A 26,309-nucleotide genomic window follows, 5' to 3' on the forward strand; every position below is an offset into this window, starting at 1 on the left:
CCTTGTACTACAACCGGTAGAGCTTGCAACTCTACCGGTGTGCCCGGACGCTCCCGACATCAGGCCCCGGGCACGGCGGGCCCGGGCCGGACGGACGCGGCGGGCTCGCTGTAACCGATGCTGACGAGGCGGTCGCCGTCGAACGTGAGCGTGGTGAGGCTGGCCAGCGCGCACTGCCTGCGCCGCGGATCGTGCCAGAGCCGGCGGCCCTCGGCGGCGCTCCTGAGCGACCAGATCGGCAGCTGGTGGGAGACGAGCACGGTCTCGTGCCCGCGCGCCGCTGCCCGCGCGTCGTCGATCACCGACTTCATTCGCTTGACGATCACCGGGTAGGGCTCGCCCCACGAGGGCCGCAGCGGATTCCAGAAGTAGCGGTAGTTGCGCGGGTCGCGGAACAACGCCATGCCGTTGCCCGCCGTCCTGCCCTGCAGCAGGTTGCCGGCCTCGATCAGCCGCTCGTCGCTTCGGATCTCGAGCCCGAGCTTCTCGGCGAGCGGCGTGGCGGTCTCCTGCGCGCGTTCGAGCGGCGAGCTGTAGAGGGCGACGATGTCGCGACCGCCGACGGCCTTGGCGACCGTCTCGGCCATGAGGCGCCCGGTCTCGGAAAGGTGGTAGCCGGGCAGCCTGCCGTAGAGGATGCCTCCGGGGTTGTGCACCTCACCGTGGCGCAGCAGGTGGACGACGGTGGTTTCAGCCATGGTGGGCACAGCCTATCCGCTCGCCCCCGCCCTGCGGCGGCGGCCCGGCCTCAGGCGGTCGGCTGGTTCGCACTCACCTCGGACAGCGCGTCGACCAGCGCCCTGATCGCGGGCCGGCGGGCGGCGTCCGCACGCCACACCGCGTAGACGCGGCGCGTCTGGCGCGGGAGCAACGGCACGATCCGTACGCCGTCGGGCACGCAGTCGCGGCCGAGCCGGGGCATGATCGCGCAGCCGAGCCCGGCGGCGACGAGGGCGAGCTGGGTCGGGTACTCGTCGGCCCGGTGCGAGATCACCGGCTCCACCGACGCGCCGCGCAGCGTGAAGACGAGCCAGTCGTGGCAGACCGTGCCGGGGGTCGAGCTGATCCACTGCTCCCCCGACAGGTCGGCCAGCCGGATCTCGTTCGCACCGGCGAGCGGGTGGTCCGCGGGCACCGCCACGTCGGCCACGTCGTCGAACAGCGTGGCCCTGGACAACCCGTCGGGCACCGCCATCGGCCGGTTGTGCCAGTCCTGGACGACGCCGAGGTCGAGCTCGCCCCTCGACACCTCGCGCACCACCCGGTCGGGCTCGCGCTCGTTGAGCTGCACCAGCAGGTCGGGGTGGCGCCGTCTGAGCGCGGCGAGCGCGCCTGGCATGAGGCCGCGGGCGGCGGTGGGGAACGCGCCGACGTTGATGTGGCCGACGACCTGGCCGCGCAGCGCCTCGAAGTCGGCCTCTGCGGTCTCGACCAGGGCGAGGATCCGCTCGGCGTGGTCGGCGAGCAGCCCGGCCGCGTCGGTGAGCCGGACGCCGCGGCCGTTGCGCTCCATGAGCCGGGCGCCGGTCTCGCGCTCCAGCTTGGCGATCTGCTGCGACACCGCGGACGGCGTGACCATGAGCGCGTCGGCCGCCGCGCCGACCGACCCGTAGACATGGACCGCGTGAAGGGCCTTGAGCCGGTTCAAGTCCAACATGTAAGCCAGCCTAAATGGTTTAGCGTAGAAAGTCTCGCTTGTAGTCGAATGTGTAGCAGATGAAAATAGTTGCATGCGATTCATCAAGACGAAGAAGACCCAGACCAGCACCGTCTCGTACCTCCAGGTGCTTGCCGAGCAGGCCCGCGAGCAGCGCATCCGCTACCAGAAGCCCGCTCGCTGAATGACCCCCCGCCACCTCGCCCTGGCCGTCGCCCTCGCGGCAGTCTGGGGCGTGAACTTCGTGGTCATGCAGGTCGGCCTCCATCACTTCCCGCCCCTGCTGTACGCCGGCCTGAGGTTCACACTGGCCGCCTTCCCCGCCGTGCTGCTGGTGGGCCGTCCCGGGGTGCGGTGGAGGTGGGTCGCGGGGGTGGCGGCCACGATCGGCGTCGGCCAGTTCGGCCTGCTGCTGGTCGGCATGCGCGCGGGCATGCCGGCCGGGCTCACCTCGCTCGTCCTGCAGATGCAGGCGTTGTTCACCGTGCTGTTCGCGGTGACGCTGCTCAAGGAGCGGCTCACCGCCCGCCGCGTCACCGGGCTGACCGTCGCGTTCGGCGGTCTCGCCCTGGTCGCCTACGACTTCGGGACGTCAGGCCCCGTCGGCGCGTTCGCGCTGTGCGTGGCCGCCGCGGCCGCCTGGGGCCTCGGCAACGTCGTCCAGCGCCGGGCCGCGCCGCCCGACTCCCTGCGGTTCATGGTGTGGGTGAGCGCGCTGTCGGCGCCGCCGCTCCTGCTGCTGTCGGTCGCGGTGGAGGGCGTGCCGGTGCTGCCCCCCTCGTGGGAGGGCTGGCTGTCTCTCGGCTACGTCGCCTTCATCTCCACGCTGGGCGGCTTCGGCGTGTGGGGCTGGCTGCTGCGCCGCTACGACGCCTCGACCGTGGCTCCGTACACGCTGCTCGTGCCGGTCTTCGGCATGTCGTCGGCGGCGGTCGTCACCGGCGAGCCGCTGTCGTGGGTCAAGCTGGCGGCGGCGGCGCTCATCGTCTCCGGCGTGCTCTACGCCGGCACCAGGCCCCGCCGCCGCGAACCCGTCACAGAACCGCTGCCGCCGCCTTCGCCGCTGCCGGCAGCGCCTCCGCCACGCGGCTGACCGCCGCGTCGTCGTGCGCGGCCGACACGAACCACGCCTCGTACGCCGACGGCGGCAGGTAGACGCCCTGGTCGAGCATCGCGTGGAAGAAGGCGGTGTACGCGGCCGTGTTCTGCGTGCGGGCCACGTCGTAGTCGGTCACCTCGGCGTCGGTGAAGAAGATCGAGAACAGGCTGCCCGCCCGCTGCAGACGGTGCGGCACGCCCGCCGCCGCGAGCGCCTCGGACGCGGCCCGCCCCACCGCGAGCGCGGCGGCGTCGACCCGCGCGTACGCCTCGTCGTCGAGTGCGCGCAGCGTCGCCAGACCGGCCGCGCAGGCCAGCGGGTTGCCCGACAGCGTGCCCGCCTGGTAGACCGGCCCCTCCGGCGCCAGGTGGGCCATGACGTCGGCCCGGCCGCCGAACGCCGCCGCCGGCAGCCCGCCACCCATGACCTTGCCGAACGTCATCAGGTCGGCGTCGACCGGGTCGAGGCCGTACCAGCCGGACGCGGAGACCCGGAAGCCGGTCAGCACCTCGTCGACGACGAGCAGGGCGCCGTTGGCCGTGCACAGCTCGCGCAGCCGCGCGTTGAACCCGGCACGCGGCGGGACGATGCCCATGTTGGCCGGGCACGCCTCGGTGATCACGCACGCGACGTCGCCCGCCTCGAACGCCGCCTCGACCGCCTCGATCGAGTTGTACGGCAGCACGATCGTGTCGGCCGCCGATGCCCCCGTCACGCCAGGCGTGTCGGGCAGCCCGAACGTCGCCACCCCTGACCCGGCCGCGGCCAGCAGCGCGTCGACGTGCCCGTGGTAGCACCCGGCGAACTTGATCACCTTCGACCGGCCGGTGAAGCCCCTGGCCAGCCGGACCGCGCTCATCGTGGCCTCGGTGCCGGAGCTCACGAGACGCACCTTCTCGACGGGGGCCATCCGCGCGACGATCTCTTCGGCCAGCTCGACCTCGCCCCGCGTGGCGGTGCCGTAGGAGAAGCCGTGGGCCACCGCGTCGGAGACCGCCTCGACGACCGCGGGATGACGGTGACCGAGAATCATCGGTCCCCACGAGCAGACGAGGTCGACGTACTGGTTGCCGTCGACGTCGGTGATGTAGGGGCCCTCGCCCGACGCCATGAAGCGGGGCGTTCCGCCCACCGCGCCGAACGCGCGCACCGGCGAGTTGACGCCCCCTGGCACGATGCTGCGGGCGCGGGCGAACAGTTCCTCGGAGTTCTCTGTACGGCTCACCCGATCAGGTTATCCGCGCGCCCCGACGCCCCCGTCAGTCGGCCAGCCACTCCAGGACGCGCACCGGGTCGGGCAGCGGTCGGCCGTCGGGCGGGCGCAGCCACGACACGCTCTGCCCGCCCACCAGGGCCGACGGCGGCGCGAGTACGTAGCTGTCGCGGCAGTGCCAGCGCAGGCCAGGGTTGTCGTCGATGGTCGCGGGGCCGGTGTCGAGGTGACACGACCACCACTCGTCCTCGTCCTCCGGGTTGCCACGCGTGGCCACCCAGAACAAGACCCGGTCGCCGTGCGCGGCGACCGGGCCGTGGTCGGCGCCTGCCTCGTCGATCCGGGTGAGGGCCGAAAGGCCGGCGTCGAGGGGTACGTCGAAGATGTCGAAGACGCGTCCCGTGGGCAGGATCACGTTGGCCTCGGGGTCGGCCTGCCACCAGCGGGTCAGCTGGGCGGCGTCCGTGGTGGCCTGGATGCTCCAGGCGGGCGAGAGCGGATGGACGCCCGGGTCGGGACACCCCACGCGGTCACAGGAACACGCCCGCGGCCCGTGGCGCAGTGGATAGGCGCCCGGCACGACGGGCCATCCCAGGGCGGCGTAGTCGAGCACCGTCCCGATCCGCGTCGGCCGGGACCGTTTTCTGGTACGCCGAACCAGTGGTACCCCCACCATGGTGTCTCCCGTCGAGTGTCAGCGCCCGAAGCGGTCCCGGCTCCGGGGCGTACTGCCACGCGGGACACACCAGCACTTGTCATCGCACTCTAACGCACAGGCCACAGGAGTTGACGGGAAACCCCCCTGTTGAAGACCGCGTGCCATTTCGCCGCGCAGCAGGTGAGGATGGGGCGGGCCACACATTGCCCTGATTGAGCGCGCGCGTCGATCACCCAGCAGGTCAGCTCCGCGAGCGGCCTTTCAGAGCGCGCGTGCCACTTCGGTCGCCCAGTAGGTGAGGATCAGGTCGGCGCCGGCGCGCTTGATCGCGATCAGCGACTCGTGGATCATGCGCTCGCGGTCGATCCAGCCGTTGGCCGCGGCGGCCTCGATCATCGCGTACTCGCCGCTCACCTGGTAGGCGGCCACCGGCACGTCGACCTCGTCGCGGAAGCGGGTGATGACGTCGAGGTAGGCCAGCGCGGGCTTGACCATGACGGCGTCGGCGCCCTCCGCCAGGTCGAGGCGCACCTCGCGCAGCGCCTCCTCCTGCGAGCCCGCCGGGTCCTGCTGGTGGGTGCTGCGGTCGCCGAACTGCGGCGCGCACTCGGCGGCGTCGCGGAACGGCCCGTAGAAGGCGGAGGCGTACTTGGCGGAGTAGGCGAGGATCGGGACGTCGGCGTGCCCGGACGCGTCGAGCGCCGCGCGGATGACGCCGACCTGGCCGTCCATCATCCCGCTCGGGGCCACCATCTGCGAGCCCGCGTCCGCCTGGGCGACCGCGACGGAGGCGTACCGCTCCAGCGTGGCGTCGTTGTCGACGTCACCGGACGCGGTCAGGATGCCGCAGTGGCCGTTGTCGGTGAACTCGTCGAGGCAGGTGTCGGCCATCACCACGAGCGAGTCGCCGACCTCGTCGACCACGTCGCGGAGCGCGACCTGCAGGATGCCGTCGGGGTCGTCGGCGGCCGAGCCGCGGGCGTCCTTCACCGCGGGGATGCCGAACAGGATGATGCCGCCCACGCCCGCCTCGGCGGCCTCGCGGGCCGCCTTGCGCAGCGACTCACGCGTGTGCTGGACGACGCCGGGCATCGACGCCACCGGCTGCGGCTCGGAGATGCCCTCCTTGACGAACGCCGGCAGGATCAGCTCGGCGGGGTGCAGCCGGGTGCCGGCCACCATCCGGCGCAGCGCCGGGGTGCGGCGCAGCCTGCGGGGCCGGGCGACGGGGAATTGCGCGCTCACTTGGCTCTCCTTCTCGCGCCACGGCGGTTCTGCGAGGGCCGGCGCGGGGTGTCGCCCGCGGCCAGCGCCGCCTGGCGCTGCTTGGCCCCGAACGCGGCCAGCGCGGCCGCCAGGGCGGAGGCGGACGGGGTGTCGGCCATGACGTCGACCCGGAGACCGAACTCCTCGGCCGTCTTGGCCGTCTGCGGCCCGATGACCGCGATCACGGTGACGTTGTGCGGCTTGCCGGCGATGCCCACGAGGTTGCGCACGGTGGAGGACGACGTGAACAGCACGGCGTCGAACCCGCCGCCCTTGATCGCCTCGCGGATCGGCGCGGGTGGCGGGGCCGCCCGGACGGTGCGGTACGCGGTGACGTCGTCGCACTCCCAGCCCAGCTCGGTGAGCCCGGCCACGAGCGTGTCGGTGGAGATGTCGGCGCGCGGCAGCAGCACACGGTTGATCGGGTCGAGCATCGAGTCGTACGGCGGCCACTCGGCGACGAGCCCCTCGGACGACTGCTCGCCCGTCGGCAGCAGGTCGGGCTTGACCCCGAAGTCGATCAGGGCCTGCGCGGTCGCGTCACCCACGGCCGCCACCTTGAGCCCGGCGAAGGCGCGGGCGTCGAGGCCGTACTCCTCGAACTTCTCGCGGACCGCCTTGACCGCGTTGGCGCTGGTGAAGGCCACCCACTCGTAGCGGCCGGTGACGAGGCCCTTGATGGCGCGGTCCATCTGCTGCGGCGTGCGCGGCGGCTCGACCGAGATGGTCGGCACCTCCTCGGGCACCGCGCCGTACGAGACGAGCTGATCGGACAGGGCCTGCGACTGCTCCTTCGTACGCGGCACCAGGACCCGCCACCCGAACAGCGGCTTGGTCTCGAACCACGACAGCTTGTCGCGCTGCGCCACGGCCTCGCCCACCACGATCAGCGCGGGCTCGGTGAAACCGGCGTGCTTGAGGTCGGCCTGCAGCCGTCCGAGTGACGACACCACGGTGTACTGCTCGGTGGTGGTGCCGCCGCTGCTGACGGCGACCGGCGTGCCGTCGGGCCGGCCGCTCGCCATCAGCGCCTTGCCGATGGCCACGGCGTCGCTGATGCCGTTGTAGATGACCAGGGTGCCGCGGCTCGCGGCGTGGGCCGCCCAGTCCTGCTCCTGAGCGGCGTCGACCACGCGGAACTCGGGCACGTCGGCCGCGGCAGGGATGCCCGCGTAGGTGAGCACGGCGGTCGCGGGCGGCACGCCGGGCACGATCTCGAAGTCCACCTCCGCCGCGGTGCAGGCCGCGACCTCCTCGCCCACCGAGGAGAACAGCATCGGGTCGCCCTCGCACAGGCGCACCACGAGCCCGCCGTCCGCGGCCCGCCGGACGTACTCGCCCTCGGCGAGGGTCTCGACGTCGTCACGGCAGTGCCGCAGCAGCGTGGCGTGCGCCTCCGTGCCGAGGACCACCGCGTCGGCCTTGCCGAGCAGCTCGGCGGCACGCAGCGTGAGCAGGTTGGGATCGCCGGGCCCCGCGCCCACGAACGCGACGAGGCCGGAGGTTGGACTATCGGAGCTCAATGGGAATGCTCCCCCATCAATCTGTCGGCCCCTTCGGCGATCATCTCGGCCGCCAGGAGGCGGCCGAGGTCAACAGCCTCCGAAGGAGAGCCGGCGGCGGACTTGCGGACCGCTTCGCGGCCGTCTATGGAGACGACCACAGCGGTCAGGTTGAGAGTGTGCCCGTCATCGACCGCGAAAGCACCCACCGGAGCGGCGCATCCCGCTTCGAGCGCGTTGAGCACGGCCCGTTCGGCCGTCACGGCGGAACGCGTGGCCGGGTCGTCGAGCACCCCCAGGAACTCGACCAGGTCGGCGCGGTCGGACAGGCACTCGACGGCCAGCGCGCCCTGGCCGGGGGCCGGCAGCAGCTCCTCGATCTCGAAGATCTGCGAGATCTCGGCGCTGCGGCCGATGCGGGTCAGGCCGGCCGAGGCCAGCACGACGGCGTCGAGCTCACCCGCGGCGATCTTGCCGATGCGGGTGTCGGCGTTGCCGCGGATCGCGACGTACTCGAGGTCGGGACGCAGCGCGCTCAGCATGGCGACGCGCCGCGGCGATCCGGTGCCGACCCGGGAGCCGGGCGCGAGGTCGGCGAACTTGGATGTGCCGACCAGGGCGTCGCGGTGGTCGTGCCGGGTGGGGATGGCTGCCAGGGTGAAGCGCGGGTCCTGCTGGGTGGGCAGGTCCTTCAGCGAGTGGACGGCGAAGTCGACCTCGCCCTCGAGCAGCTTGTCGCGCAGCGCCGTGACGAACACGCCGGTGCCGCCGAGCTGCGCGAGATGCGCCTTGGTCACGTCGCCGAACGTCGTGACGCCGACGAGCTCGACCGCGCGGCCGGTGCGCGCGACGTAGGCGTCGGCCACCATCTGCGACTGCGTGGTGGCCATGAGGCTGCGGCGGGTGCCGAGCCGGAGCGGTGATGTCACAGCTCGACCTCCCTCACGGCGTCGGGGACCTTCGGATCGAGATTGAACAGCTCGCGCAGCGCGTCGGCATAATGATCGCCTCCAGGGGACGTGGCGAACTGCTTGACACGCACGGTCGGCTCGTGAAGCAGCTTGTCGACCACCCGCTGGACGGTCATGGCGACCTCGTCGCGGGCCCGATCGTCGAGCCCGGGCAGGCGCATGCGCAGGCGGCCCAGCTCGGCCTCGACCACGTCGGCGGCCTTGCTGCGCAGCGCGACCACGGTCGGGGTGACCTTGGCCGCGCGCTCGGCGTCGAGGTAGGCGGCCAGCTCGTCGGCCACGAGAGCGCGTACGGAGGGGACGGCGTCGCCTTCGCGCGAGCCGATGCCGGACTCCTGGATCGTCTCCAGGTCGACGAGGGTCACGCCGGGGAGTGCGCGTACGGCGGGGTCGATGTCGTGGGGAAGCGCGAGGTCGAGGAGGAACGTGGGGCCGGAGATCATGTCAGGGGTGACGAGGTGGCGGCCCGCGCCCGTGCAGGTGATGACGACGTCGGCGGCGGCGAGCTCGTCGGCCACCTGGGAGAAGTGCACCGCGCGCCCGCCGACGGTCTCGGCGAGCCGGGCGCCGCGCTCGTACGTGCGGTTGGCCACGACGATGTCGCCGACGCCGGCGCGGGCGAGGGTCGCGGCGGCCAGCGAGCTCATGGAACCCGCGCCGATCACCAGGGCGCGCCGCCCCGCGAGGTCGCCCGCGAGGGCGAGGCCGGCCGTGACGAGGGAGGCCCCGGCGTGGTCGATGCCCGTTTCGTGGTGGGCCCGCTTGCCGACGCGCAGGGCCTGCTGCATCAGCTCGTTGAGGGTGGCGCCGACGGTGCCCTGGCGCTGGGCGAGCCTGAGCGCCTGGCGGACCTGCCCGAGGATCTGGCCCTCGCCGACGACCATCGAGTCGAGGCCGCACACCAGGGAGAACAGGTGCTCGACCGCCTGCTCCTCGTAGTGAACGTAGAGGTGCGGCGTCAGGTCGTCGACGGGCACCCCGGAATGGATCGCCAGCAGGTTGCTGACGGAGTTGACGGCGGCGTGGAAGCGGTCGACCGTGACGTAGGCCTCGACCCGGTTGCAGGTCGAGACCACCATGGCCTCCGCCACACAGGGATCACGCTGTACGTCGTGCAACAGTTTGACGAGCGCGTCGCCGGTCACCGAGACGCGCTCGAGCAGGGCCACCGGCGCCGTCCGGTGGCTGAGCCCGATAGCCAGAACACTCACTGACTGTCCACTGCCATGAGTGGCCCCCCAGCCTTGCGTTGCTCGTGGAACGCGAGAATCTGCAGTTCGATGGATAGGTCGACTTTACGGACATCGACGGTTTCAGGGACGGAAAGCACAACGGGGGCGAAGTTCAGGATACTGGTCACGCCCACAGCAACGACGCGGTCGCAGACTTCCTGCGCCGCCGCCGCCGGGATGGCCAGCACCACGATGGATACTCCACGCCGTTTGATCACGGCTTCCAGTTCGTCGATGTGCTCAACATTCAACCCCGCAATGGTGTCACCCACGACTTCGGGGTCGGCGTCCACGAGCGCGGCGACCCTGAAGCCCCGGGAGACGAACCCGCCGTAGTTGGCGAGCGCGCGGCCGAGGTTACCGACTCCGACGATCGCGACCGCCCAGTCCTGCGTGAGGCCGAGTTCGCGGGAGATCTGGTAGACGAGATATTCCACGTCATACCCTACGCCGCGCGTGCCGTACGAACCGAGATGCGACAGATCCTTGCGCAGCTTCGCCGAGTTGACCCCGGCGGCCGCGGCGAGATCCTCCGAGCTGACCGTCGCGACTCCCCGCTCCGCCATCCCGTGCAGCGCCCTGAGGTACAACGGAAGCCTGGCGACCGTCGCCTCGGGGATACCGCGGTCACGGGGCTGGGACGAGCTCATCACGTGGCGGTGCTCCAGGGGACGGGCGGCATGGGGGCCGCGTTGTTGGAATCTAACCGTCTTTCAGGTTAAGCCCTTTGTGAACCGATGCACAAAGTCAGAAGGTACGGTGGCGCTATGCATCGCATCACCCTGCTCGGCAAGCCCGGCTGCCACCTGTGCGACGACGCCCGCCAGACCATCGCCAGGGTGGCCGGCGATCTGGGGGTGCCGTGGGAGGAGATCAGCATCGAGTCCTCCGACGAACTGCGCGAGAAGTACTGGGAGATGATCCCCGTCACGCTGATCGACGGCGTGCAGCACGACTTCTGGCGGGTCGACGAGAACCGCCTGCGCGCCGCCCTCACCTCCTAGTGGGCCGCTAGTAAGCCGCAGTGGGCAGCGGCACCACCTTCGCGGCGTTGACGGTGAGCTCGATGACGTTGGTGGCCAGCACCATCGCCTGCCGCTCGGTGACGAACCGCTCCATGTGCGGCTGGCGCTGGTGGTCGCGGTAGGCGACCTCGTCGCGGTAGAGCTCGTAGACGATGCGCTGCAGCGGGGCCGACTTCACGGCGTGGCAGGCGTACACGAGGGTGTCGGGCTCGCCCCGGCGCACTGCCTCGACCGTCGCCTCGGCCAGCCGGTCGAACGCGTCGCCGGCGCCGTCCATGATCGTGAAGACCGTGAGCATGCCGTAGATGGTGGGTGAGGGCTTCGACGAGCCGGGCTGCTGCGGGGCGAACACGTCGGCGCCGGGGAAGACGGCGCCGGTGGCGGGAGCGGACGGCGCGAGCGTGTACTCGGGCTGCTGCGGCGCGGGGGCGCCGTTCATGATGTAGCCGGTCGAGGGGCCGGGGTCGGGGGCCGGCATCATCCGCGCGGCGTAGTCGACCTCGCGCTCCCCCGCGCGGTACTCGGCCACCAGGTCGCCCAGCCCGGACGTGCGGCGCGACGACGCGGGCGAGCGGTCGACGGCCGGCATCGGCTCGGACATGTCCAGGAAGGAAGGCTCCTCGCGGGCGGCCGGGCGGTCGTCGAGGTGCGCGGCGCGCTCGTCACGGCGCCGGGGACGCTCCTCGCGGCGCGCGGGCGGCTCGTCGTCCATGGGGAAGTCGTCGTCCTCGTCGTCGTACGGCGCCAGCGGCCGCAGCACGGAGTACCACACCGCGGCCGCCGCGACGGCGAGCAGCGCGGCGATGAACAGCGACGGCGGCGAGAAGCGCAGCGCGCCCACGAGCGCGAGGGCCGACGGCACGATGACGACGGTGGCGTGCAGGTTGTCGGTGTCGTACTCGTCGCCGTTGCGCCACTTCAGCCCGGCCACCACGAGCATCGCCAGCATGACGACGACGTCGATGACGTGCACACCGGTCAGCAGGTAGCTGGGGAACAGGTTCCAGTGGGCGGCGCCGGAGGGCACGGCCTTGGTCATGTCGCTGCTCTTCAGCGGGTCGAAGAGCATGATGACGACCGCGGTGAAGGTCAGCGCGATACCGAACAGCCAGGCGAGGAACCTCGGCGGCGTCTTCTCCGCCAGCAGCTGGACCAGGCCGACCCCCAGCCAGAGCGGCGCGACCAGCGACCCCATCACCTGGAAGACCCGGAACGTCACCTCGCCGAACCCCAGGAACGATCCGAGGCCCACCGCGCCGAGCGCCAGGCACAGCGCCACGACGGCGACGATCCAGGCGATCAGCCACCCCTCGGAGTCCTCGCGGAGTCGCTGGATGAGCGCTCCCGCCGCGATCGCGGCCAGCAGGGCTCCGGCAAGGGCTATGACAGCAACAAGGATCTCCATGGTGACTCCAATGCTGCCGGACGATGCCTCCCAGCCGGTAGCCGACGAGGGAACGGGTCCGGACCACGGTGCCCGCGTACGACGGCGCTCCGCAGGTGGCGGGGTGTGCGCCTACACGGTATCGGCCACTGACGGCACACCACACCAATGGAGTGTGGATTGTGGAATTTCCGGTTGATTTCTAGAGTGTTCGAGCACGCCGCACCCCTTACCCCTAGGGATATCGGATGCCTGACTCGTCACCGTTCGCCGGGCTGCTCGCTCCAGCGGTCGCTGGACCTGCCCGGACGGGCGAGCCCACCGTGCCGGAGGAGATGCCCGTCGACGACCTTCGCACGCTGGTGCTGGACGCCAAGAGTGGCTGCAGCGAATCATTTGGCACGCTCTACGACCGCTACGTCGACCTGGTCTACCGCTACATCTACTTCCGCGTCGGCTCCCACCCTCTCGCCGAGGACCTGACGAGCGAGACCTTCCTGCGGGCGTTACGCAAGATCGGCGACTTCACCTGGCAGGGACGCGACTTCGGGGCCTGGCTCGTCACCATCGCCAGGAACCTGGTGACCGACCACTTCAAGTCCGGCCGCTACCGGCTGGAGGTCACGACGGGCGAGGTGATCGACGTCCCGCTCGACGGCGCCCACATCCCCGAGAACGCCGTCGTCGACGCCATCATCAACGACCGGGTGCTGCACGCCGTCCGAGACCTGAATCCCGAGCAGCAGGAGTGCGTCGTCCTGCGCTTCCTGCACGGCCTCTCGCTCGCGGAAACCGCGCTGATCATGGGGAAGAAGAGTGGAGCGATCAAAGCCCTGCAGTTCCGTGCCATCCGGACGCTGGCCAGGGCACTCAAGCACGATCTGGCGTAACCTCCACCACTCGCTTCTCGTTGCACATACGTCACGACCGCATCGGTCAGGGGGCATTCATGAGTAGGGCGCGCAAGCGGCGTGAGCGCGTGCTCGACCACCTCACCGAGCTGCGCGGGGTGCCGCTGGGCGGCGGCCCCGACCCCGCCTTCCGCGAACGGCTGCGCGCCGAGCTGGTCTCGGGCATCCGCCCCGAGCCCGCCGTACGACCCGAGCCCGCCGTACGGCCTGAGCCCTCGGTACGGCCCGAGCCGGGCGTACGGCCCGAGCCGGGCGTGCGGCCCGAGCCGGGCGTGCGGCCCGGGCGTGGTGGGCGCAGGGGCGTGGGGCCCGCGCACCGGCGGCCGTCGCGGCGCGGGGCCAGGCTGTCGCAGCTGGCCGCGCTGGGGCTCACGGTGGCGCTCGCCGTCTCGACCTTCGGCACCTACCGGGCCCTGCCCGGCGACCCGCTCTACCCGCTCAAGCGAGCCGTGGAGACCACGTTCGTCCGGCTGAGCCCCGACGACGCAGAACGCGGGCAGCGCGAGCTCGAATCGGCGCAGACCCGCGCCCGCGAGGTCGCCCGGCTGCTCGGCTCCGCCACCAGCGGCCCACTGATCGGCGGGACGCTGAAGGACATGGAGGAGTCGACGAAGGCGGGCATCAGCCGGCTGGAGCGCGCCGAGCCGCGCTCACTGAAGATCAAGAAATTCGCACGTGACCAGAAGGACACGGTAAAGCCCATGCTCCAGCAGCTGGACGAGTCTCAGCTGGCACAGGCGGAAAGCTATCTGGACTACATCGAAGGTCTGGTGGAGCCGGACTAGGAAAGTAAGCTGAACCGCATGTGGCGGCTCATGCGAGGACGACAGGCAACCCGGCCGGAGGTCGCCGGCGAGGCCGCGGCACGCGCCGCGGTCACCGTTGCCCCGGTCGAGCCCGACCTCGACGCGGCGGCCTTCTTCGACGTCGACAACACGATGATGCGCGGCGCGTCGATCTACCACTTCGCGCGCGGCCTGGCCACGCGTGGCATGTTCACCTCCTCCGACCTGTTCAAGTTCGCGGTGGGGCAGGCGGTGTTCCGACTGCGTGGCAACGAGAACCCCGAGCACATCGCGGTGGCCAGGGAGACCGCTCTGGCGTTCGTGGCCGGCACCAAGGTCGACGACGTCGTACGCCTGGGCGAGGAGATCTACGACGAGGTCATGGCCGACCGCATCTGGGGCGGCACGCGCGCGCTCGCGCAGAGCCACCTCGACGCCGGCCAGCGGGTGTGGCTGGTCACCGCCACCCCAATCGAGCTGGCCCGGGTCATCGCCCAGCGCCTCGGCCTGACCGGCGCGCTCGGCACGGTCGCCGAGACCCGCGACGGCGTCTACACCGGGCGGCTGGTCGGCGACCTGCTCCACGGCCCGGCCAAGGCCGAGGCGGTGCGGGCGCTGGCCCGGCGCGAGGGCCTCGACCTCACCCGTTGCACCGCCTACAGCGACTCGGCCAACGACCTGCCGATGCTGTCGCTGGTGGGCAGCGCCGTGGCCATCAACCCCGACAGCGAGCTGCGCGAGCACGCGCGCAAGCACGACTGGCCGATCAAGGACTTCCGTACCGGACGCAAGGCGACGATGGCGGCGCTGCCCATCGCGGCCGGCGTGGGCGCCCTGGCGGGCAGCGTCGCCGCAGGCGTCGCCCTCCGCCGCCTCTACCGCGGCCGCTGAGCACAACCGCTCAGCGAAGTCCGGCGAAGAGACGGTCCGCGTCGGGTTGCTTCCAGACCAGGCGGTTCGGGTCGTCGGGGTGCGGCTGCCAGGGCACCGTGGTCGGCGTGAACCGCGCCCGCGACAGCTCGGTGGCGAGCTGGTACATCGACTCGACGCTGAGGTCCGTGCGCACCGACGACCGCACCGCGGTCAGCGCCGCCTTCAGCGTGCCGGGATCGTCCAGCGTGCTCCTGGCCTTGCGCAGCATCGCCCGCACGAGCGTGTACTGCCGCTTGATGCGCGCCACGTCGCTCCCGTCGCCGTAACGACGCAGCCGGACGTAGCCGAGCGCCTCCTCACCGTTGAGATGCGACGTGCCCGCGGGCAGCTTCAGCTTCGCCGCCCTGTCGTTCACCGGCAGGGGCAGGGTCACCGTCACCCCGCCGAGAGCGTCCACCACCTCCTTGAAGCCCGAGAAGTCCACCTCGACCGCGTGGTTCAGGCGCAGCCCCGTGAGCTCCTCCAGCGTCGTCCGCAGGCACGTGAGCCCTCCCGTCCGGTACGCCGAGTTGATCAGGTCAGTGCGGGCCGGCGAGGAGCCGCACCGGGGGATGCGCACGATCGAGTCACGGGGGACGCTCACGACGGTCACCGTCGTCCGGTCCGCGGGCAGGTGCGCGATCCAGATGGTGTCGGCCCTGGCTCCGGCGTCGGCCATCCGCGGCCCGTACTCGGCGTTGCCCTCCCCCTCGCGGGTGTCGGAGCCGACGAGGAGCACGTTCAAGGCGCCGCTCATGTCCGCGGGCTCGGTGGCGACGACGGCGGGATTCCTGTCACGGCCGCCGGCCACGAGCACGACGGGCACGGCGACCGCGAAGGCGGTGGCGACGGCCACGAGCCCGGCCGCCCACCACCCGGCGATCCGTCCATGTGGCGCGCGTCGCCGGCGGCTGCCGTCGAGCAGGCGCTCCCGCTGACGGACGAGCGTCGGCGGCGGCTGGTGCTCCAGCTGTGCCCCGAGGTCGTGGAGCAGCTTCAGGTCGTCCATCGTCACTCCTCCTCCACGGGGTTGGTGTCGCCGAGCGCGGCCCGTACCTTCCGCCGGCCCCTGTTGAGGCGGGAGCGCACGGTGCCGACGGGGATGCCGAGCGCCTGCGCGACCTCCTCGTACGTGAGGTCTCCCCAGGCGATCAGGAGGAGCACGTCGCGGTCCTTGGCCGGCAGCGCGGCCAGCGCGCCCGCGAGGTCGGCCCGTACGGCCTGGGCGCTCACACCCGCGGCCACCCGGTCGGCGGGCGACTCGACAGCGGAGTCGACGGGCGCGCGCAGCAGGGCGCGGTAGCGGGCCGCCTCCTTGCGGTGGTGCCGGGAGACGAGCTTGGTGAGGATGCCGAACAGCCACGGCCGGGCGTCGGTATAAATCAGGTCGTAGCTACGGCGGCGGGAGAAGGCGATGAGGAACGTCTCCCCGACGAGGTCCTCGGCGTGGTCGGGGCCGAGGCGTTTGGCGACGTACCGGTACAGCATCGCGGAGTAGCGGTCGAAGAGCTCGGCGAACGCCTCTGGTTCGGTCAACGAGGCGCTCACGAGCTCGGAGTCCGCTCCCCTGACGGCGGGGTGCGTGATCATCTCCGCCCTTCGGTGGGGGATGGGTCACGCATGTCTTGCCGTGACCCGCCCTCCGGGTTCACGGCGCGCGGGTCAGAAGAACGGCGGGAAGGCGTGGCCGCGGCGCAGCCGCAGCTCGTTGAGCAGTTGCTGGATGGCTTCGCGCACGTGGTCGGTGAGGTTGAACACGAGCATGGGGTCGTCGGCCGCCGACGGGTCGTACTCGTCGGTACGGATCGGCTCGCCGAACTCGATCATCCACTTCGACGGCAGCGGCACGAGCCCGAGCGGCCCGAACAGCGGGAAGAACGGGGTGATCGGCAGGTAGGGGACGCCGAGCGCGCGCGCCAGGACCTTCAGGTCGCCGATCTTGGGGTAGATCTCCTCGGCCCCGACGATGGCGGTGGGCACGATCGGCACCCCGGCCCGGATGGCCGAGGCCACGAAACCGCCCCGCCCGAAGCGCTGCAGCTCGTAGCGTTCGGAGAACGCCTTGCCGACGCCCTTGAAGCCCTCGGGGAACACCCCGACCAGTTCGCCCTTGCGCAGCAGCCGGTCGGCGTCCTCGGGACAGGCGAGGGTGTGGCCGGTCTTGCGCGACAGGTGGCTGAGCACCGGCAGTTGGTAGACCAGGTCGGCGCCGAGCAGCCGCAGCGCCCTGCCGACCTCGTCGTGCATCGCGACCTGCAGCATCAGCGCGTCGACCGGCAGCGTGCCTGAGTGGTTGGCGACGACGAGCGCCCCGCCCTCGCGGGGGACGTTCTGCAGCTCGACCGGCTCGACCCGGAACCAGCGGCGGTAGATCGGCCGCAACATCTCGAGCACGACCTTGTCGGTCAGCTCGGGGTCGTAGCCGAACTCGTCGACCTCGTAGTCGCCCGTGAGACGCCGGCGCAGGAAGGCGAGGGCCTTGGCCAGCGGCTCCGGCTCGGCGTACGACGGCGCGGTGGTGATGGGGATCACCCGGCCCTCTTCGCGTTCGTGGGCGACGTCCGTCACCGGGCACCTCCGACGGGCCGCAGCCCGTGCGCGCGCAGGTAGTCGTCGAACGCCGCCCCGGTGGAGAACTTGGGCCGCCAGCCCAGCTCCAGCTCGAGTCTGGTGGTGTCGACCACACGGCCGTAGCTCATCAACCTGACCTGCTCCGGGGAGTACTCGACCAGACCCAGCCTGCGTACGGTGTCGCCCAGCGCCCTGAAGGCGGGCGAGAACAGCGGCAGCGGCGCCCGCCCCGCCCTGCGCACGCACTGCGACAGCAGCAGCACGCCGGCCCCGGCCACGTTGTACGTGCCGGGGTGGTCCTCGGTCGCCATCCGGCGCAACACCTCGACCGCGTCGTCCTCGTGGACGAACTGCAGCCTCGGGTCAAAGCCGAACACGGTCGGCTGCACCGGCTGGGTGAAGTAACGCGTCAGCGGCGAGTCGACGCCCGGACCCATGAAGTTGGCGAACCGCAGCAACGACACCGTCACGTCGGGACGGCGTCGCGCGAACCCCCGGACATACCCCTCGACCTCGGCGGCGTCCTTGGCGTAGCCATGGACGGGACCGCCGACGTTGGGCTCCAGGTCTTCGGTGAACACCGCGGGATCCCTCGGCGACGAGCCGTAGACGGCGGTGGTGGAGCGGACCACCACGCGCCGCACGCCCGCCGACCGCTGACAGGCACCGAGCAGTTGCATGGTGCCGATGACGTTGTGCTCTTTCATGGCCGTCCGCCCGCCACTCCGCGAGGGAGCGCTGACGAGGCTCATGTGCACGACCGTGTCGATGTCCGCGGCCTCGATCACCTCGGCGATGTCGGAACTGCGCAGATCGACCCGTACGAACTCGGTCCGGCCGAGGGATACGCCGCCGTCCCGCGTCAGCGTGGGGGGCGGAACGGTGTCCACTCCGATGACACGGGAGATGCCGGGATCTGCTGCCAGAACACTCGCCACCCGGGCGCCTATGTGGCGCGAGACCCCGGTGACTAGCACGGTGTGGGTCATCAGCGCCTCGCAGCCGGCGTGGTTACTTCTTGTTACGCCGCTGGATGCGCGTCTTCTTGAGCAGCTTGCGGTGCTTCTTCTTAGCCATCCGCTTGCGGCGCTTCTTGATCACAGAGCCCACGGGACCCCCAGGTGGAGAAACAGTCTGAACCGGAGTGCGAGCGCACACCGGCTCACAGACTACCGGCGATCCATGGTAGATCGCCCCACGGGGGGTGAAAGCCCGGACGCGCCGCGGCCTCCGGGCCTCCCCGCGACAGCACTCACGGCACCGCTTGATGTGCCGCTACGTCAACCCGCCTCGATGTAGGCCTCCCGAAGATAGTCGTGTACCGCCTGCTCAGGGACCCTGAACGAGCGGCCGACGCGGATGGCCGGCAGCTCACCCGAGTGGACGAGCCGGTACACCGTCATCTTGGACACCCTCATGACCGTAGCCACTTCCGCAACGGTCAGGAACTTCACCTCGCTGAGAGGTCTTTCGCCTGCACCCATCGGACGCCTCTTCCGCACGTGTTTCCGGGTTATCCCCACTGGTGCCATTGCTCACGCACGTGTACTGCCGTCAGCGTAAGTCGGGACTCCGGGTGCGCAAACCCCCTATTTTCTCAGTCGCCGGAGCCGACTGTCAGGCGAACCAGCAAAATCGCTGGCCAGCAGCCAGGCCGAGCACCTCACTTGGACGGTGGAACTGTCCAAGCTGCCACACATAAGAGTCGCCCGAGACGCGTCAAAAGTTGGCAATGGGACAGCGAGCCCCTTGGAATGCAGGCGCGAAAAGACGGTATCGGGAGGGCCGAATTCGACTCAAAGGGCTCGTGAGACTTCTGTGACGAGCCGATCGATCAGCGGAGCGTAATAGCGCGGCAACACATTGTCATCGAGCGGTACGACGACGTCGAGCTTGCCCTCGGCTTCTCCCACGAACAGACCCGGGTCGTTGCAGTCGGCGAACGCCACCGTCGGCACGCCGGCGTCACCGGCCGCCCCTGCCCAGCCGTGGTCGGCGATGACGAGGTCGGGCAGGTCGCCGTCGAGCTCGTCGAGCATGTGGCGCATCGGGTCGGCGTCGTGGGTGTGCACGAGGTTGCCCTTGTCGTCGAGCATGGCGACGTCCTGCAGATAGCGGATCCGGCGCGGGCGCCCGAACCCGGCCCCGGTGTACGTCCAGCCCTCCGCGGGCGTCAGCAGGAGGGCGCCGCGCGCCACGCACAGGGAGGCGAGCGACAGGTGGACGGTCAGCAGCCCGGTGGGGTGGCCGGTGGCGAGGAGGATGCGCGGCCGGGGCTCCGACAGGGCGGCCGCGATGCGCCCGGCCATGGCGTCGATCGCGTCGATCGTGCGGTCGGGGTCGATGGTGTCCTGGCCCCAGCGGTGGTCGGGGTCGGCCACCACACCCGCCGACTTGGCCATCAGCGCCAGGATGTCGCGGTACGCCCACGGCTGGTCGAAGGTCAGACCGAGCGCGTAGTAGGGGTCGCCGTTGGCGAGGGAGCTGTAGTGGTCGAGGTTGTTCTCGCGAGAGGTCGCGACATCACCGGCGATACGGGTCTGGACAAGATGCTCACGGAGTTCGTCGCGGCTCAGCACTGCTTCTTTCCTCAGTTCAGGGCATCGGATCGAGGCCGTGCAGGGGGAAGACCGCATTTCGGGTCGCCATGACAGCACGGTCAATGGGGTCCGCAGGGTCATAACCGCCGGACAAATCCCGAAATTCCGGGTGTCGTCCGTCTGTCATGGTCAGCGGCGGGATCTCACCCGTCCGCTCCCGTACGTACTGGCGCCAGCCCTCGGGGGTCGGGGTGGCCGGGTCGATCGGCTCTCCGGCGGCCTCGGCGAGCAGGTGGGTCCAGGCCCGCGGCACGACCTGGACGAGCTCGTAACCGCCGCCGCCGGTCGCGATCCACCGGCCGCCCGCCGTCTCGTGGGCCAGGCGGTGCAGGGCGGCGTACGCGGTGCGCTGGCCGTCGAGGCTCAGCATCAGGTTGGCCAGCGGGTCGAGCGCGTGGCTGTCGCAGCCGTGCTGCGTCACGAGGATCTCCGGCGCGAACGCGCGCAGCAACGGCGGCACGACCGCGTGGAAGGCGCGCAGCCAGCCCGCGTCACCGCAGCCGGCCGGGAGCGCGACGTTGACGGACGTGCCCTCGGCGCCGGTCTCCTCGGGGAACCCCGTGCCGGGGAAGAGCGTGCGCGGGCTCTCGTGGAGGCTGATCGTCAGCACCCGGGGATCGTCGTAGAAGACCGCCTGCACCCCGTCGCCGTGGTGGACGTCGACGTCGACGTACGCGATCCGCTCGACGCCCTGACGCAGCAGCCAGGCGATGGCGAGGGCCGGGTCGTTGTAGACGCAGAAGCCGCTGGCCAGCCCCGGCATGGCGTGGTGGAGCCCGCCCGCCACGTTGACCGCGTGCTCGGCCGAGCCCTCCCACACCGAGCGGGCGGCGGCCAGCGAGGCGCCCGCGATCAGCGCGGACGCCTCGTGGACGCCCTTGAAAGCCGGGTTGTCGACGGTGCCGAGCCCCGTGCCGGCGTCGGGCAGCCCCGAGGCGGACACCCGCTTGACGGCCTCGATGTAGCCCGGCTGGTGGACCATGGTCAGCTCGTCGTCGCTCGCGGGGACGCAGCCGACCGTCTCGATCTTGTCGAGCACGCCGAGCTGACGGGCGAGCGCCATGGTCAGCTCGACCCTGACGGGGGCCAGCGGGTGGCCGGGGCCGAAGTCGTAGGTGGTCAGCGCGTCGTCCCAGACCACCCGTGCCGATCGGCTCATGAATGTCCCTCCGCGCGCTCCCGTGCTTGCGCCGACGTTACCGCAGCGCAGTTCCCCGGCTGAAGCCCGGTTTCGTGGCACGGAAAACTCCCGGCACGGTCGAGATCTTGTGACTTAGGGTTGTGCATGTGCAGCCGGCACGAAAATTCACGAAGATCGTTCGTTTCTTCCGACGCCCTCGGGTTTTCGACGTCACGCTCGTGACGGTGCTGTCCGTCCCGGGGCTGATCGGCATGATCAGCGTCTTCATGCAGGGCCAGACGCAGACAGCGCTGGGCGCGGCGCACTACCTGCTCGGTGTGCAACTCCTGCTCATGCGCCGCGGCCGACCGGTCCTGACCGTCGCCCTGGTGACCGCGCTCGACGTCGCAGGCTTCGCCACGCAGCTCATCACGATCAACAGTTTGCAGTCGTACATCGCCTTCTACAGCCTGGGCCGCTACACGAGCGGCCGCGTGACCTGGGCGACGTCGCTCGCCGCCTACGCCGTCTACGCCGCGGCGATGGAGATCTACCGGCCCCAGCGGGGCAACTGGCTGGGAATCCTGTTGATCATCGTCCTCTTCGTCGGTGCCGGGATGATCGAGCGGCTGCGGGCCGAGCTGAGCGCGCGTACCCGGCAGGAGATCGCGGACGCGGCCGTACGCGACGAGCGGCGGCGCATCGCGAGGGAGCTGCACGACGTGGTCGCCCACCACATCACCGTGATCAACGCCCTGGTCGGCGGCGCGCGGGCGACCCTCACCCCGGAGCAGCAGGTCACCAGGGACGCGCTGGAGAGCGCCGAGCAGACCGCGCGCCAGGCGATGGCCGAGATGCGCCACCTGCTCGACGTGTTACGGGCCGACGGCCGCGAGCGTCCCGACGCTGCCACCGGGGTCGGCGCCGACCGGCTGCCCGAGCTGGTCGAGGAGGCGAGGTCGGCCGGGCTGCCCACCGGCCTGACCGTGACCGGCGAACCGGTCGAGCTGCCCGCCGCCGTCGACCACGCCGTCTACCGGATCGTCCAGGAGGCCCTCACCAACACCCGCAAGCACGCGGAGGGGGCCAGGGCCGGCGTGCTGGTCACGTACGGGACGGAGGCCGTCGAGGTCGAGGTGCTCGACGACGGCCGCTCGAAGGACGGCGGGACGCCGGGCTTCGGGCTCGACGGCATGGCCGAGCGGGTGGCGCTGTGCGGCGGCCGGCTGTCCACCGGGCCCCGGCCGGAGGGAGGCTTCCGCGTGCACGCCCGCATCCCCCTGGAGAAGACGTGATCGAAGTACTGCTGGCAGACGACCACGCCCTGGTCCGCACGGGTTTCCGGCTGATGCTGGACGCGCAGCCCGACCTCGCCGTCGTGGGCGAGGCCGGCGACGGCGCGCAGGCGGTCGAGCTGTGCAGACGGCTGCGGCCGCACGTCGTGCTGATGGACCTGCACATGCCGACCCTCGACGGCGTGCGCGCCACCGAGCTGATCACCTCGGAGCTGCCCGGCGTGCGGGTGCTCGCGCTCAGCACGTTCGACCTGGACGAGAACGTCGTCGCGGCGCTGCGCGCGGGCGCCGACGGGTTCCTGCCGAAGGACGTCTCCCCCGAGGAACTGATCGAGGGCGTACGCGTGGTCCACCGCGGCGAGTCGGCCGTCGCCCCGCGCCTGCTGACCCGGCTGATCGGCACCTACGTGCGCGCCGCTCCCCCGGCCGCGGCGCCGGCCGCGCTGGACGGGCTCACCGGGCGCGAGCGCGAGATCCTCGTGCTCATCGCCCGTGGCCGCTCGAACGCGGAGATCACGGCCGAGCTGCGGGTCTCCTCCTCGACCGTGAAGAACCACGTGACGAGCCTGTTCGCCAAGCTCGGCGTCCGCGACAGGGCGCAGGCCGTGATCGCCGCGTACGAGGCGGCGCTGATCCGCCCCGGCGAGTAGGACCACGCTCCCAGCGCGAAGACCGTCCCCCGGCAGGAGGATTCCGGCGCCCGCCGGCGGGACGCTGGGTCCATGACCGCGATCCGCGCAACGAACCTGAGCAAGCACTACGGCCGCACGGTCGCCGTGGCGGACCTGTCGTTCGACGTCGAACCGGGTCACGTCACCGGCTTCCTCGGCCCCAACGGCGCCGGCAAGTCGACCACCATGCGCATGATCCTCGGGCTCGACCGTCCGACCGGCGGCTCGGTGCTCGTGGACGGGCGACCGTACGAGGAGCTGCGCCACCCGCTGCGCAAGGTCGGCGCGCTGCTGGACGCCAAGGCCGTGCACGGCGGGCGCAGCGCCCGCGACCACCTGCTCGCCATCGCGCAGAGCAACGCCATCCCGGCCGCCCGCGTGACGGAGGTCCTGGAGCTCGTCGGCCTCGCCGCCGTCGCAGGACGCCGCGTCGGCGGCTTCTCCCTGGGGATGGCCCAGCGGCTGGGCATCGCCGCGGCGCTGCTCGGCGACCCGGAGATCCTGCTGTTCGACGAGCCGGTCAACGGGCTCGACCCGGACGGCATCCTGTGGATCCGCACGCTCATGCGCGACCTCGCCGCCGAGGGACGTGCGGTGTTCGTCTCCAGCCACCTCATGAGCGAGATGGCCCAGACCGCCGACCACCTCGTCGTCATCGGCAAGGGGCGGCTGATCGCCGACACGAGCGTGCGGGAGTTCATCGGGCGCAGCTCGCAGGGTCACGTACGGGTCAGGTCGCCGCGGCTCGCCGAGGTGGCAGAGCTGGTCAAGGTCGGCGAACTGCACGCCGACCACCTGCGGGTGACCGCGATGAGCCCGCTGGAGATCGGCACGCTGACCGCACGGGCCGGGATCCCCCTGGAGGAGCTCACGTACGTGCGGCCGTCGCTGGAGGCCGCGTACATGGAACTGACCAAGGACAGCCTGGAGTACACCTCATGATCGACATCCTCAGGTCCGAATGGACCAAGATCCGCTCGGTGCGTTCCACGGTGTGGACCCTCGCGGTCACGGTCGTGCTGATGCTGGGCCTCGCCGCCCTGATGGCGACCGCTGCACGCAACAACGCGGCCGTACCTCTCACGTTCGCTCAGACGATCCAGATGAGCCTGGCGGGCGGGCTGTTCGCGTCAGTGGCCATGGCCACCCTTGGCGTACTGGTGATCTCCAGCGAGTACCGCACCGGAGGCATCCGCACGTCACTCATGGCCGTGCCCGACCGGCTGCGGCTGCTGACCGCCAAGGTCGTGGTGTTCTCGGCGATCGCGCTGGTCGTCTCCGTGGCCGCCTCGGCGGGCGCGGTGGGCGTCGGCCTCGCGATCATCACGCCGCCGTCGTCCGAGGTCGGCGAGATCGTCCGGGCGGTGCTCGGGTCGGGCCTCTACCTGGCCGCGTGCGGGCTGTTCGGACTGGGCCTCGGCACGCTCGTCAGGCACACGCCCGGCGCGATCGTGTCGGCCATGGCGCTGATGCTGGTGCTGCCCCCGCTGGCGAACCAGCTTCCCGGCGAGTGGGGCAGGGTCGTCGCCGACCACTTCACCACGAACGCCGGCACCCTGGTCGTGTTCGGCACCGAGAACTCCTCCCTCGGGCCGTGGAGCGGCTTCGGAGTGTACCTCGGGTGGATCGCCGTCACCCTGGCCGCCGGAGCGGTCCTCCTGCGGCGGCGCGACGCCTGACGAGCTCAGCCGGAGGCCAGCTCGCGGCCGCGGTCGCGGGCGGCCTCGATGGCGGCCAGGAACGCCGCCCGCACCTTGTGCCGTTCGAGCTCGGCGATGGCGGCGATGGTCGTGCCGCCCGGCGAGGTGACGGCCTCGCGCAGGATCACCGGATGCTCGCCCGAGTCACGCAGCATGACGGCCGCCCCGACGATCGACTGGGTGACCATGTCGAGCGCGGCGGCCCTCGGCATGCCGAGCAGGATGCCGGCGTCGACCATGGCCTCGACCAGGTAGAAGAAGTAGGCGGGCCCGCTGCCCGACAGCGCTGTGGCGGCATCCTGCTGCGCCTCGGGGATGCGCAGCACCTTGCCGACCGGCCGCAGCAGGGCCTCGGTGCGCTGGAGGTGCTCCTCGCCCGCGTGCGCCCCGGCCGAGACGACGCTCATCGCCTCGTCGAACCTGATCGGCGTATTGGACATCACCCGCACCACCGGCACCTCGACCCCGAGCCGCTGCTCCACGAACGACGTCGTGATGCCGGCCGCGGCCGTGATCACCAGCTGATCGGGCGACACGTACGGAGCGATCTCGGCCAGCAGGGCCGCCATGTCCTGCGGTTTGACGGCCAGGATCAGGGTGGTGGCCGCCTTGGCCGCCTCGGGGTTGGCCGCGGCGCGCACGCCGTAGGTCTCGCGCAGTGCCTCCGCCCGCTCGGCCCTGCGGGCGGTCACCATGATCTCGCCCGGCTGGAGGCCCGCGCGCAGCAGCCCGGACAGCAGGGCCTCGCCCATCTTGCCGGTGCCCAATATCGCGATCATCTTCGTGTCCCTCGATGAATACTGCCTGGTCTGGCAGCCTATCCGGCTAGCGGCGGGACACCAGGGACCGCAGGAAGAAGGCCAGGTTCCCGGGACGTTCCGCGAGACGGCGCACGAGGTAGGGGTACCAGTCGTCGCCGTACGGCACGTAGACCCGCATGCGCGCGCCGAGCTGCGCCTGGCGGGCCTGCTCGGCGGGGCGCACGCCGTACAGCATCTGGAGCTCGTAGCCCGTCTGGTCGCGGCCGTCGAGCACCGCGAGCGTGGCCGCGATGCGCAGCAGCCGCGGGTCGTGGGTGGCCACCATGGGATAGCAGGTGCCCGCCATCAGCACTCTCAGGCACCGGACGAACGAGCGGTCGATGTCGGCCCGCCTGGCGTAGGCGCCCGGGGCGGTGTAGGCGCCCTTGCACAGGCGTACGCGGGCGCCGCTGAGCTTCTCGCAGCGATCGAGCGAGTCGGGCAGGTACGCCTGCACGACCACGCCCACGTCGGGATGCTCGCGCCGCAGGGCCGTGTGGACGGCGTGCAGGCCGGCGACGGTGTCGTGCTCCTCGGCGTCGAGCGTCACCGTGAGGCCCCTCGCCGCCGCGGCGGCACAGATGCGGTCGGCGTGGCCGAGCGCGAGCCGCTGCGACAGCCGCAGGCCGAGCGCGGTGAGCTTGACCGACACGTCGGCGCCCGCGGGCAGCCGGTCGAGCAGCGACAGGTAAGCGCCGACGGCGGCCTCGGCCCCCTCCTCGTCGGTGACCTCCTCGCCGAGACGGGCGACGGTGACGAGCAGCCCCTTACGGGTCAGCTCCTGGACCGTGGCGGCCGCGTCGCCGGCGCCGCGGCCTGCGACGTACCGGGCGACCACGTCGGCGGTCAGCGGTGAGGTGGTGACGAGCCGCTCGGCGCGTCGGCTCTTCGAGAGGGCGAGCATGGCCTGACGGAGCACGCCCTCCACCCTAACCGC

29 protein-coding genes are annotated in these 26,309 nt (G+C 71.3%); 9 read left to right on the forward strand and 20 right to left on the reverse strand.

Annotation, left to right across the window (positions count from 1 at the left end):
* Window positions 1-59: 59 nt before the first annotated feature.
* Both BLR04_RS29075 and BLR04_RS29080 read right to left on the reverse strand, forming a co-directional pair.
* Entirely contained in the window at window positions 60-698 is a 639-nt protein-coding gene (locus BLR04_RS29075) for a histidine phosphatase family protein (RefSeq protein ID WP_090771224.1), read from the reverse strand.
* 50 nt (window positions 699-748) lie between these two features.
* Window positions 749-1,657 (reverse strand): LysR family transcriptional regulator, encoded by a 909-nt coding sequence (locus BLR04_RS29080; protein ID WP_090771227.1) that lies wholly within the window; start codon window positions 1,655-1,657, stop codon window positions 749-751.
* Window positions 1,658-1,841: 184 nt separating this feature from the next.
* Here BLR04_RS29080 and BLR04_RS29085 point away from each other — a divergent pair, with 184 nt between their 5' ends.
* Window positions 1,842-2,750 carry an EamA family transporter gene (locus tag BLR04_RS29085; protein WP_090771229.1) on the forward strand — a complete coding sequence of 303 codons (909 nt, stop codon included), beginning with the start codon at window positions 1,842-1,844 and terminating at the stop codon, window positions 2,748-2,750.
* Here the strand turns inward: BLR04_RS29085 and hemL are convergent.
* The 7 genes from hemL to BLR04_RS29120 all read right to left on the reverse strand — a co-directional run bounded on the left by hemL (window position 2,692) and on the right by BLR04_RS29120 (window position 10,248).
* Window positions 2,692-3,981: a glutamate-1-semialdehyde 2,1-aminomutase gene (hemL, locus tag BLR04_RS29090; protein WP_090771231.1), complete on the reverse strand. Its 1,290-nt coding sequence runs from the start codon at window positions 3,979-3,981 to the stop codon at window positions 2,692-2,694. The two genes, BLR04_RS29085 and hemL, sit on opposite strands and share 59 nt — an antisense overlap.
* 34 nt (window positions 3,982-4,015) lie before the next feature.
* On the reverse strand, window positions 4,016-4,645 hold the full coding sequence (locus BLR04_RS29095; RefSeq protein ID WP_090771233.1) for a bifunctional DNA primase/polymerase: 630 nt from the start codon (window positions 4,643-4,645) through the stop codon (window positions 4,016-4,018).
* Window positions 4,646-4,888: 243 nt separating this feature from the next.
* Complete coding sequence (gene hemB, locus BLR04_RS29100) at window positions 4,889-5,872, reverse strand: porphobilinogen synthase (RefSeq protein WP_090771236.1); 984 nt, start codon at window positions 5,870-5,872, stop codon at window positions 4,889-4,891.
* Window positions 5,869-7,416, reverse strand: coding sequence for a bifunctional uroporphyrinogen-III C-methyltransferase/uroporphyrinogen-III synthase (locus tag BLR04_RS29105; RefSeq protein WP_245740646.1), 1,548 nt, complete (start codon window positions 7,414-7,416; stop codon window positions 5,869-5,871). The genes hemB and BLR04_RS29105 overlap by 4 nt, the downstream gene beginning before the upstream one ends.
* Complete coding sequence (hemC, locus tag BLR04_RS29110; RefSeq protein WP_090771240.1) at window positions 7,413-8,324, reverse strand: hydroxymethylbilane synthase; 912 nt, start codon at window positions 8,322-8,324, stop codon at window positions 7,413-7,415. Before hemC ends, BLR04_RS29105 begins: the two co-directional genes overlap by 4 nt.
* A complete protein-coding gene (locus BLR04_RS29115; protein WP_090771242.1) occupies window positions 8,321-9,577 on the reverse strand; it encodes a glutamyl-tRNA reductase in 1,257 nt (418 codons plus the stop codon). The genes hemC and BLR04_RS29115 overlap by 4 nt, the downstream gene beginning before the upstream one ends.
* On the reverse strand, window positions 9,574-10,248 hold the full coding sequence (locus tag BLR04_RS29120) for a redox-sensing transcriptional repressor Rex (protein ID WP_090771399.1): 675 nt from the start codon (window positions 10,246-10,248) through the stop codon (window positions 9,574-9,576). The genes BLR04_RS29115 and BLR04_RS29120 overlap by 4 nt, the downstream gene beginning before the upstream one ends.
* A gap of 117 nt (window positions 10,249-10,365) precedes the next feature.
* Between BLR04_RS29120 and BLR04_RS29125 the strand changes: the two genes are divergently transcribed.
* Entirely contained in the window at window positions 10,366-10,602 is a 237-nt protein-coding gene (locus BLR04_RS29125) for a glutaredoxin family protein (RefSeq protein WP_090771244.1), read from the forward strand.
* A gap of 7 nt (window positions 10,603-10,609) precedes the next feature.
* Here the strand turns inward: BLR04_RS29125 and BLR04_RS29130 are convergent, their stop codons facing one another.
* Window positions 10,610-12,028, reverse strand: coding sequence for a putative quinol monooxygenase (locus BLR04_RS29130; RefSeq protein ID WP_090771246.1), 1,419 nt, complete (start codon window positions 12,026-12,028; stop codon window positions 10,610-10,612).
* Window positions 12,029-12,255: 227 nt separating this feature from the next.
* On the opposite strand from BLR04_RS29130, the gene BLR04_RS29135 reads away from it, so the two are divergent.
* The 3 genes from BLR04_RS29135 to BLR04_RS29150 are packed head-to-tail and all read left to right on the forward strand — an operon-like array spanning window position 12,256 to window position 14,594.
* Window positions 12,256-12,897, forward strand: coding sequence for a sigma-70 family RNA polymerase sigma factor (locus BLR04_RS29135; RefSeq protein ID WP_090771249.1), 642 nt, complete (start codon window positions 12,256-12,258; stop codon window positions 12,895-12,897).
* Window positions 12,898-12,956: 59 nt separating this feature from the next.
* On the forward strand, window positions 12,957-13,703 hold the full coding sequence (locus BLR04_RS40960; RefSeq protein ID WP_176903337.1) for a DUF5667 domain-containing protein: 747 nt from the start codon (window positions 12,957-12,959) through the stop codon (window positions 13,701-13,703).
* A gap of 30 nt (window positions 13,704-13,733) precedes the next feature.
* The gene (locus tag BLR04_RS29150; RefSeq protein WP_245740648.1) at window positions 13,734-14,594 is read left to right on the forward strand and encodes an HAD family hydrolase; all 861 of its coding nucleotides are present in this window, start codon (window positions 13,734-13,736) and stop codon (window positions 14,592-14,594) included.
* A 10-nt stretch (window positions 14,595-14,604) separates the two neighbouring features.
* On the opposite strand, the gene BLR04_RS29155 is transcribed toward BLR04_RS29150, so the two are convergent.
* The 8 genes from BLR04_RS29155 to BLR04_RS29190 all read right to left on the reverse strand — a co-directional run bounded on the left by BLR04_RS29155 (window position 14,605) and on the right by BLR04_RS29190 (window position 20,945).
* Window positions 14,605-15,624 (reverse strand): LCP family protein, encoded by a 1,020-nt coding sequence (locus BLR04_RS29155; protein ID WP_090771257.1) that lies wholly within the window; start codon window positions 15,622-15,624, stop codon window positions 14,605-14,607.
* A gap of 2 nt (window positions 15,625-15,626) precedes the next feature.
* Window positions 15,627-16,205, reverse strand: a complete 579-nt coding sequence (locus BLR04_RS29160) for an RNA polymerase sigma factor (RefSeq protein ID WP_090771259.1) — start codon at window positions 16,203-16,205, stop codon at window positions 15,627-15,629.
* A gap of 72 nt (window positions 16,206-16,277) precedes the next feature.
* A complete protein-coding gene (locus BLR04_RS29165) occupies window positions 16,278-17,183 on the reverse strand; it encodes a lysophospholipid acyltransferase family protein (RefSeq protein ID WP_176903338.1) in 906 nt (301 codons plus the stop codon).
* Entirely contained in the window at window positions 17,180-18,175 is a 996-nt protein-coding gene (locus tag BLR04_RS29170; RefSeq protein ID WP_090771261.1) for an NAD-dependent epimerase/dehydratase family protein, read from the reverse strand. The genes BLR04_RS29165 and BLR04_RS29170 overlap by 4 nt, the downstream gene beginning before the upstream one ends.
* 22 nt (window positions 18,176-18,197) lie before the next feature.
* Complete coding sequence (locus tag BLR04_RS29175) at window positions 18,198-18,296, reverse strand: 30S ribosomal protein bS22 (RefSeq protein WP_018654693.1); 99 nt, start codon at window positions 18,294-18,296, stop codon at window positions 18,198-18,200.
* 170 nt (window positions 18,297-18,466) lie between these two features.
* Window positions 18,467-18,670 (reverse strand): helix-turn-helix domain-containing protein, encoded by a 204-nt coding sequence (locus tag BLR04_RS29180; protein ID WP_026214222.1) that lies wholly within the window; start codon window positions 18,668-18,670, stop codon window positions 18,467-18,469.
* A gap of 312 nt (window positions 18,671-18,982) precedes the next feature.
* Window positions 18,983-19,765, reverse strand: a complete 783-nt coding sequence (locus tag BLR04_RS29185; RefSeq protein WP_090771263.1) for a phosphatase — start codon at window positions 19,763-19,765, stop codon at window positions 18,983-18,985.
* 16 nt (window positions 19,766-19,781) lie between these two features.
* Window positions 19,782-20,945, reverse strand: coding sequence for an acetoin utilization protein AcuC (locus tag BLR04_RS29190; protein WP_090771265.1), 1,164 nt, complete (start codon window positions 20,943-20,945; stop codon window positions 19,782-19,784).
* A 206-nt stretch (window positions 20,946-21,151) separates the two neighbouring features.
* Between BLR04_RS29190 and BLR04_RS29195 the strand changes: the two genes are divergently transcribed.
* From BLR04_RS29195 to BLR04_RS29210, 4 genes are all read left to right on the forward strand, one after another.
* Window positions 21,152-22,201 (forward strand): sensor histidine kinase, encoded by a 1,050-nt coding sequence (locus tag BLR04_RS29195; protein WP_143022261.1) that lies wholly within the window; start codon window positions 21,152-21,154, stop codon window positions 22,199-22,201.
* On the forward strand, window positions 22,198-22,851 hold the full coding sequence (locus BLR04_RS29200; RefSeq protein WP_090771269.1) for a response regulator: 654 nt from the start codon (window positions 22,198-22,200) through the stop codon (window positions 22,849-22,851). Before BLR04_RS29195 ends, BLR04_RS29200 begins: the two co-directional genes overlap by 4 nt.
* A gap of 72 nt (window positions 22,852-22,923) precedes the next feature.
* Complete coding sequence (locus tag BLR04_RS29205; protein ID WP_090771271.1) at window positions 22,924-23,814, forward strand: ABC transporter ATP-binding protein; 891 nt, start codon at window positions 22,924-22,926, stop codon at window positions 23,812-23,814.
* Window positions 23,811-24,551, forward strand: coding sequence for an ABC transporter permease (locus BLR04_RS29210; protein WP_090771273.1), 741 nt, complete (start codon window positions 23,811-23,813; stop codon window positions 24,549-24,551). The genes BLR04_RS29205 and BLR04_RS29210 overlap by 4 nt, the downstream gene beginning before the upstream one ends.
* Before the next feature lie 5 nt (window positions 24,552-24,556).
* On the opposite strand, the gene proC is transcribed toward BLR04_RS29210, so the two are convergent.
* Together proC and BLR04_RS29220 are read right to left on the reverse strand one after the other, a co-directional pair.
* On the reverse strand, window positions 24,557-25,351 hold the full coding sequence (proC, locus tag BLR04_RS29215) for a pyrroline-5-carboxylate reductase (protein ID WP_090771275.1): 795 nt from the start codon (window positions 25,349-25,351) through the stop codon (window positions 24,557-24,559).
* Window positions 25,352-25,397: 46 nt separating this feature from the next.
* Window positions 25,398-26,291, reverse strand: coding sequence for a proline dehydrogenase family protein (locus BLR04_RS29220; RefSeq protein ID WP_176903340.1), 894 nt, complete (start codon window positions 26,289-26,291; stop codon window positions 25,398-25,400).
* Window positions 26,292-26,309: the final 18 nt, after the last annotated feature.

The sequence above is a fragment of the Nonomuraea maritima genome, from assembly GCF_900100395.1.
Classification (GTDB): Bacteria; Actinomycetota; Actinomycetes; order Streptosporangiales; family Streptosporangiaceae; genus Nonomuraea; species Nonomuraea maritima.

Bases quoted from the DNA above. Each gene is read 5' to 3' on its own strand.
- BLR04_RS29085 (WP_090771229.1), top strand. From the start codon at position 1,842: ATGACCCCCCGCCACCTCGCCCTGGCCGTCGCCCTCGCGGCAGTCTGG.
- BLR04_RS29080 (WP_090771227.1), bottom strand. From the start codon at position 1,657: ATGTTGGACTTGAACCGGCTCAAGGCCCTTCACGCGGTCCATGTCTAC.
- BLR04_RS29190 (WP_090771265.1), bottom strand. From the start codon at position 20,945: ATGAGCCGATCGGCACGGGTGGTCTGGGACGACGCGCTGACCACCTAC.
- BLR04_RS29150 (WP_245740648.1), top strand. From the start codon at position 13,734: ATGCGAGGACGACAGGCAACCCGGCCGGAGGTCGCCGGCGAGGCCGCG.
- BLR04_RS29095 (WP_090771233.1), bottom strand. From the start codon at position 4,645: ATGGTGGGGGTACCACTGGTTCGGCGTACCAGAAAACGGTCCCGGCCG.
- BLR04_RS29135 (WP_090771249.1), top strand. From the start codon at position 12,256: ATGCCTGACTCGTCACCGTTCGCCGGGCTGCTCGCTCCAGCGGTCGCT.
- BLR04_RS29170 (WP_090771261.1), bottom strand. From the start codon at position 18,175: ATGACCCACACCGTGCTAGTCACCGGGGTCTCGCGCCACATAGGCGCC.
- BLR04_RS29180 (WP_026214222.1), bottom strand. From the start codon at position 18,670: ATGGGTGCAGGCGAAAGACCTCTCAGCGAGGTGAAGTTCCTGACCGTT.
- BLR04_RS29155 (WP_090771257.1), bottom strand. From the start codon at position 15,624: ATGGACGACCTGAAGCTGCTCCACGACCTCGGGGCACAGCTGGAGCAC.
- BLR04_RS29120 (WP_090771399.1), bottom strand. From the start codon at position 10,248: ATGAGCTCGTCCCAGCCCCGTGACCGCGGTATCCCCGAGGCGACGGTC.
- BLR04_RS29125 (WP_090771244.1), top strand. From the start codon at position 10,366: ATGCATCGCATCACCCTGCTCGGCAAGCCCGGCTGCCACCTGTGCGAC.
- BLR04_RS29160 (WP_090771259.1), bottom strand. From the start codon at position 16,205: ATGATCACGCACCCCGCCGTCAGGGGAGCGGACTCCGAGCTCGTGAGC.
- BLR04_RS40960 (WP_176903337.1), top strand. From the start codon at position 12,957: ATGAGTAGGGCGCGCAAGCGGCGTGAGCGCGTGCTCGACCACCTCACC.
- proC (WP_090771275.1), bottom strand. From the start codon at position 25,351: ATGATCGCGATATTGGGCACCGGCAAGATGGGCGAGGCCCTGCTGTCC.
- BLR04_RS29205 (WP_090771271.1), top strand. From the start codon at position 22,924: ATGACCGCGATCCGCGCAACGAACCTGAGCAAGCACTACGGCCGCACG.
- BLR04_RS29075 (WP_090771224.1), bottom strand. From the start codon at position 698: ATGGCTGAAACCACCGTCGTCCACCTGCTGCGCCACGGTGAGGTGCAC.
- BLR04_RS29210 (WP_090771273.1), top strand. From the start codon at position 23,811: ATGATCGACATCCTCAGGTCCGAATGGACCAAGATCCGCTCGGTGCGT.
- BLR04_RS29130 (WP_090771246.1), bottom strand. From the start codon at position 12,028: ATGGAGATCCTTGTTGCTGTCATAGCCCTTGCCGGAGCCCTGCTGGCC.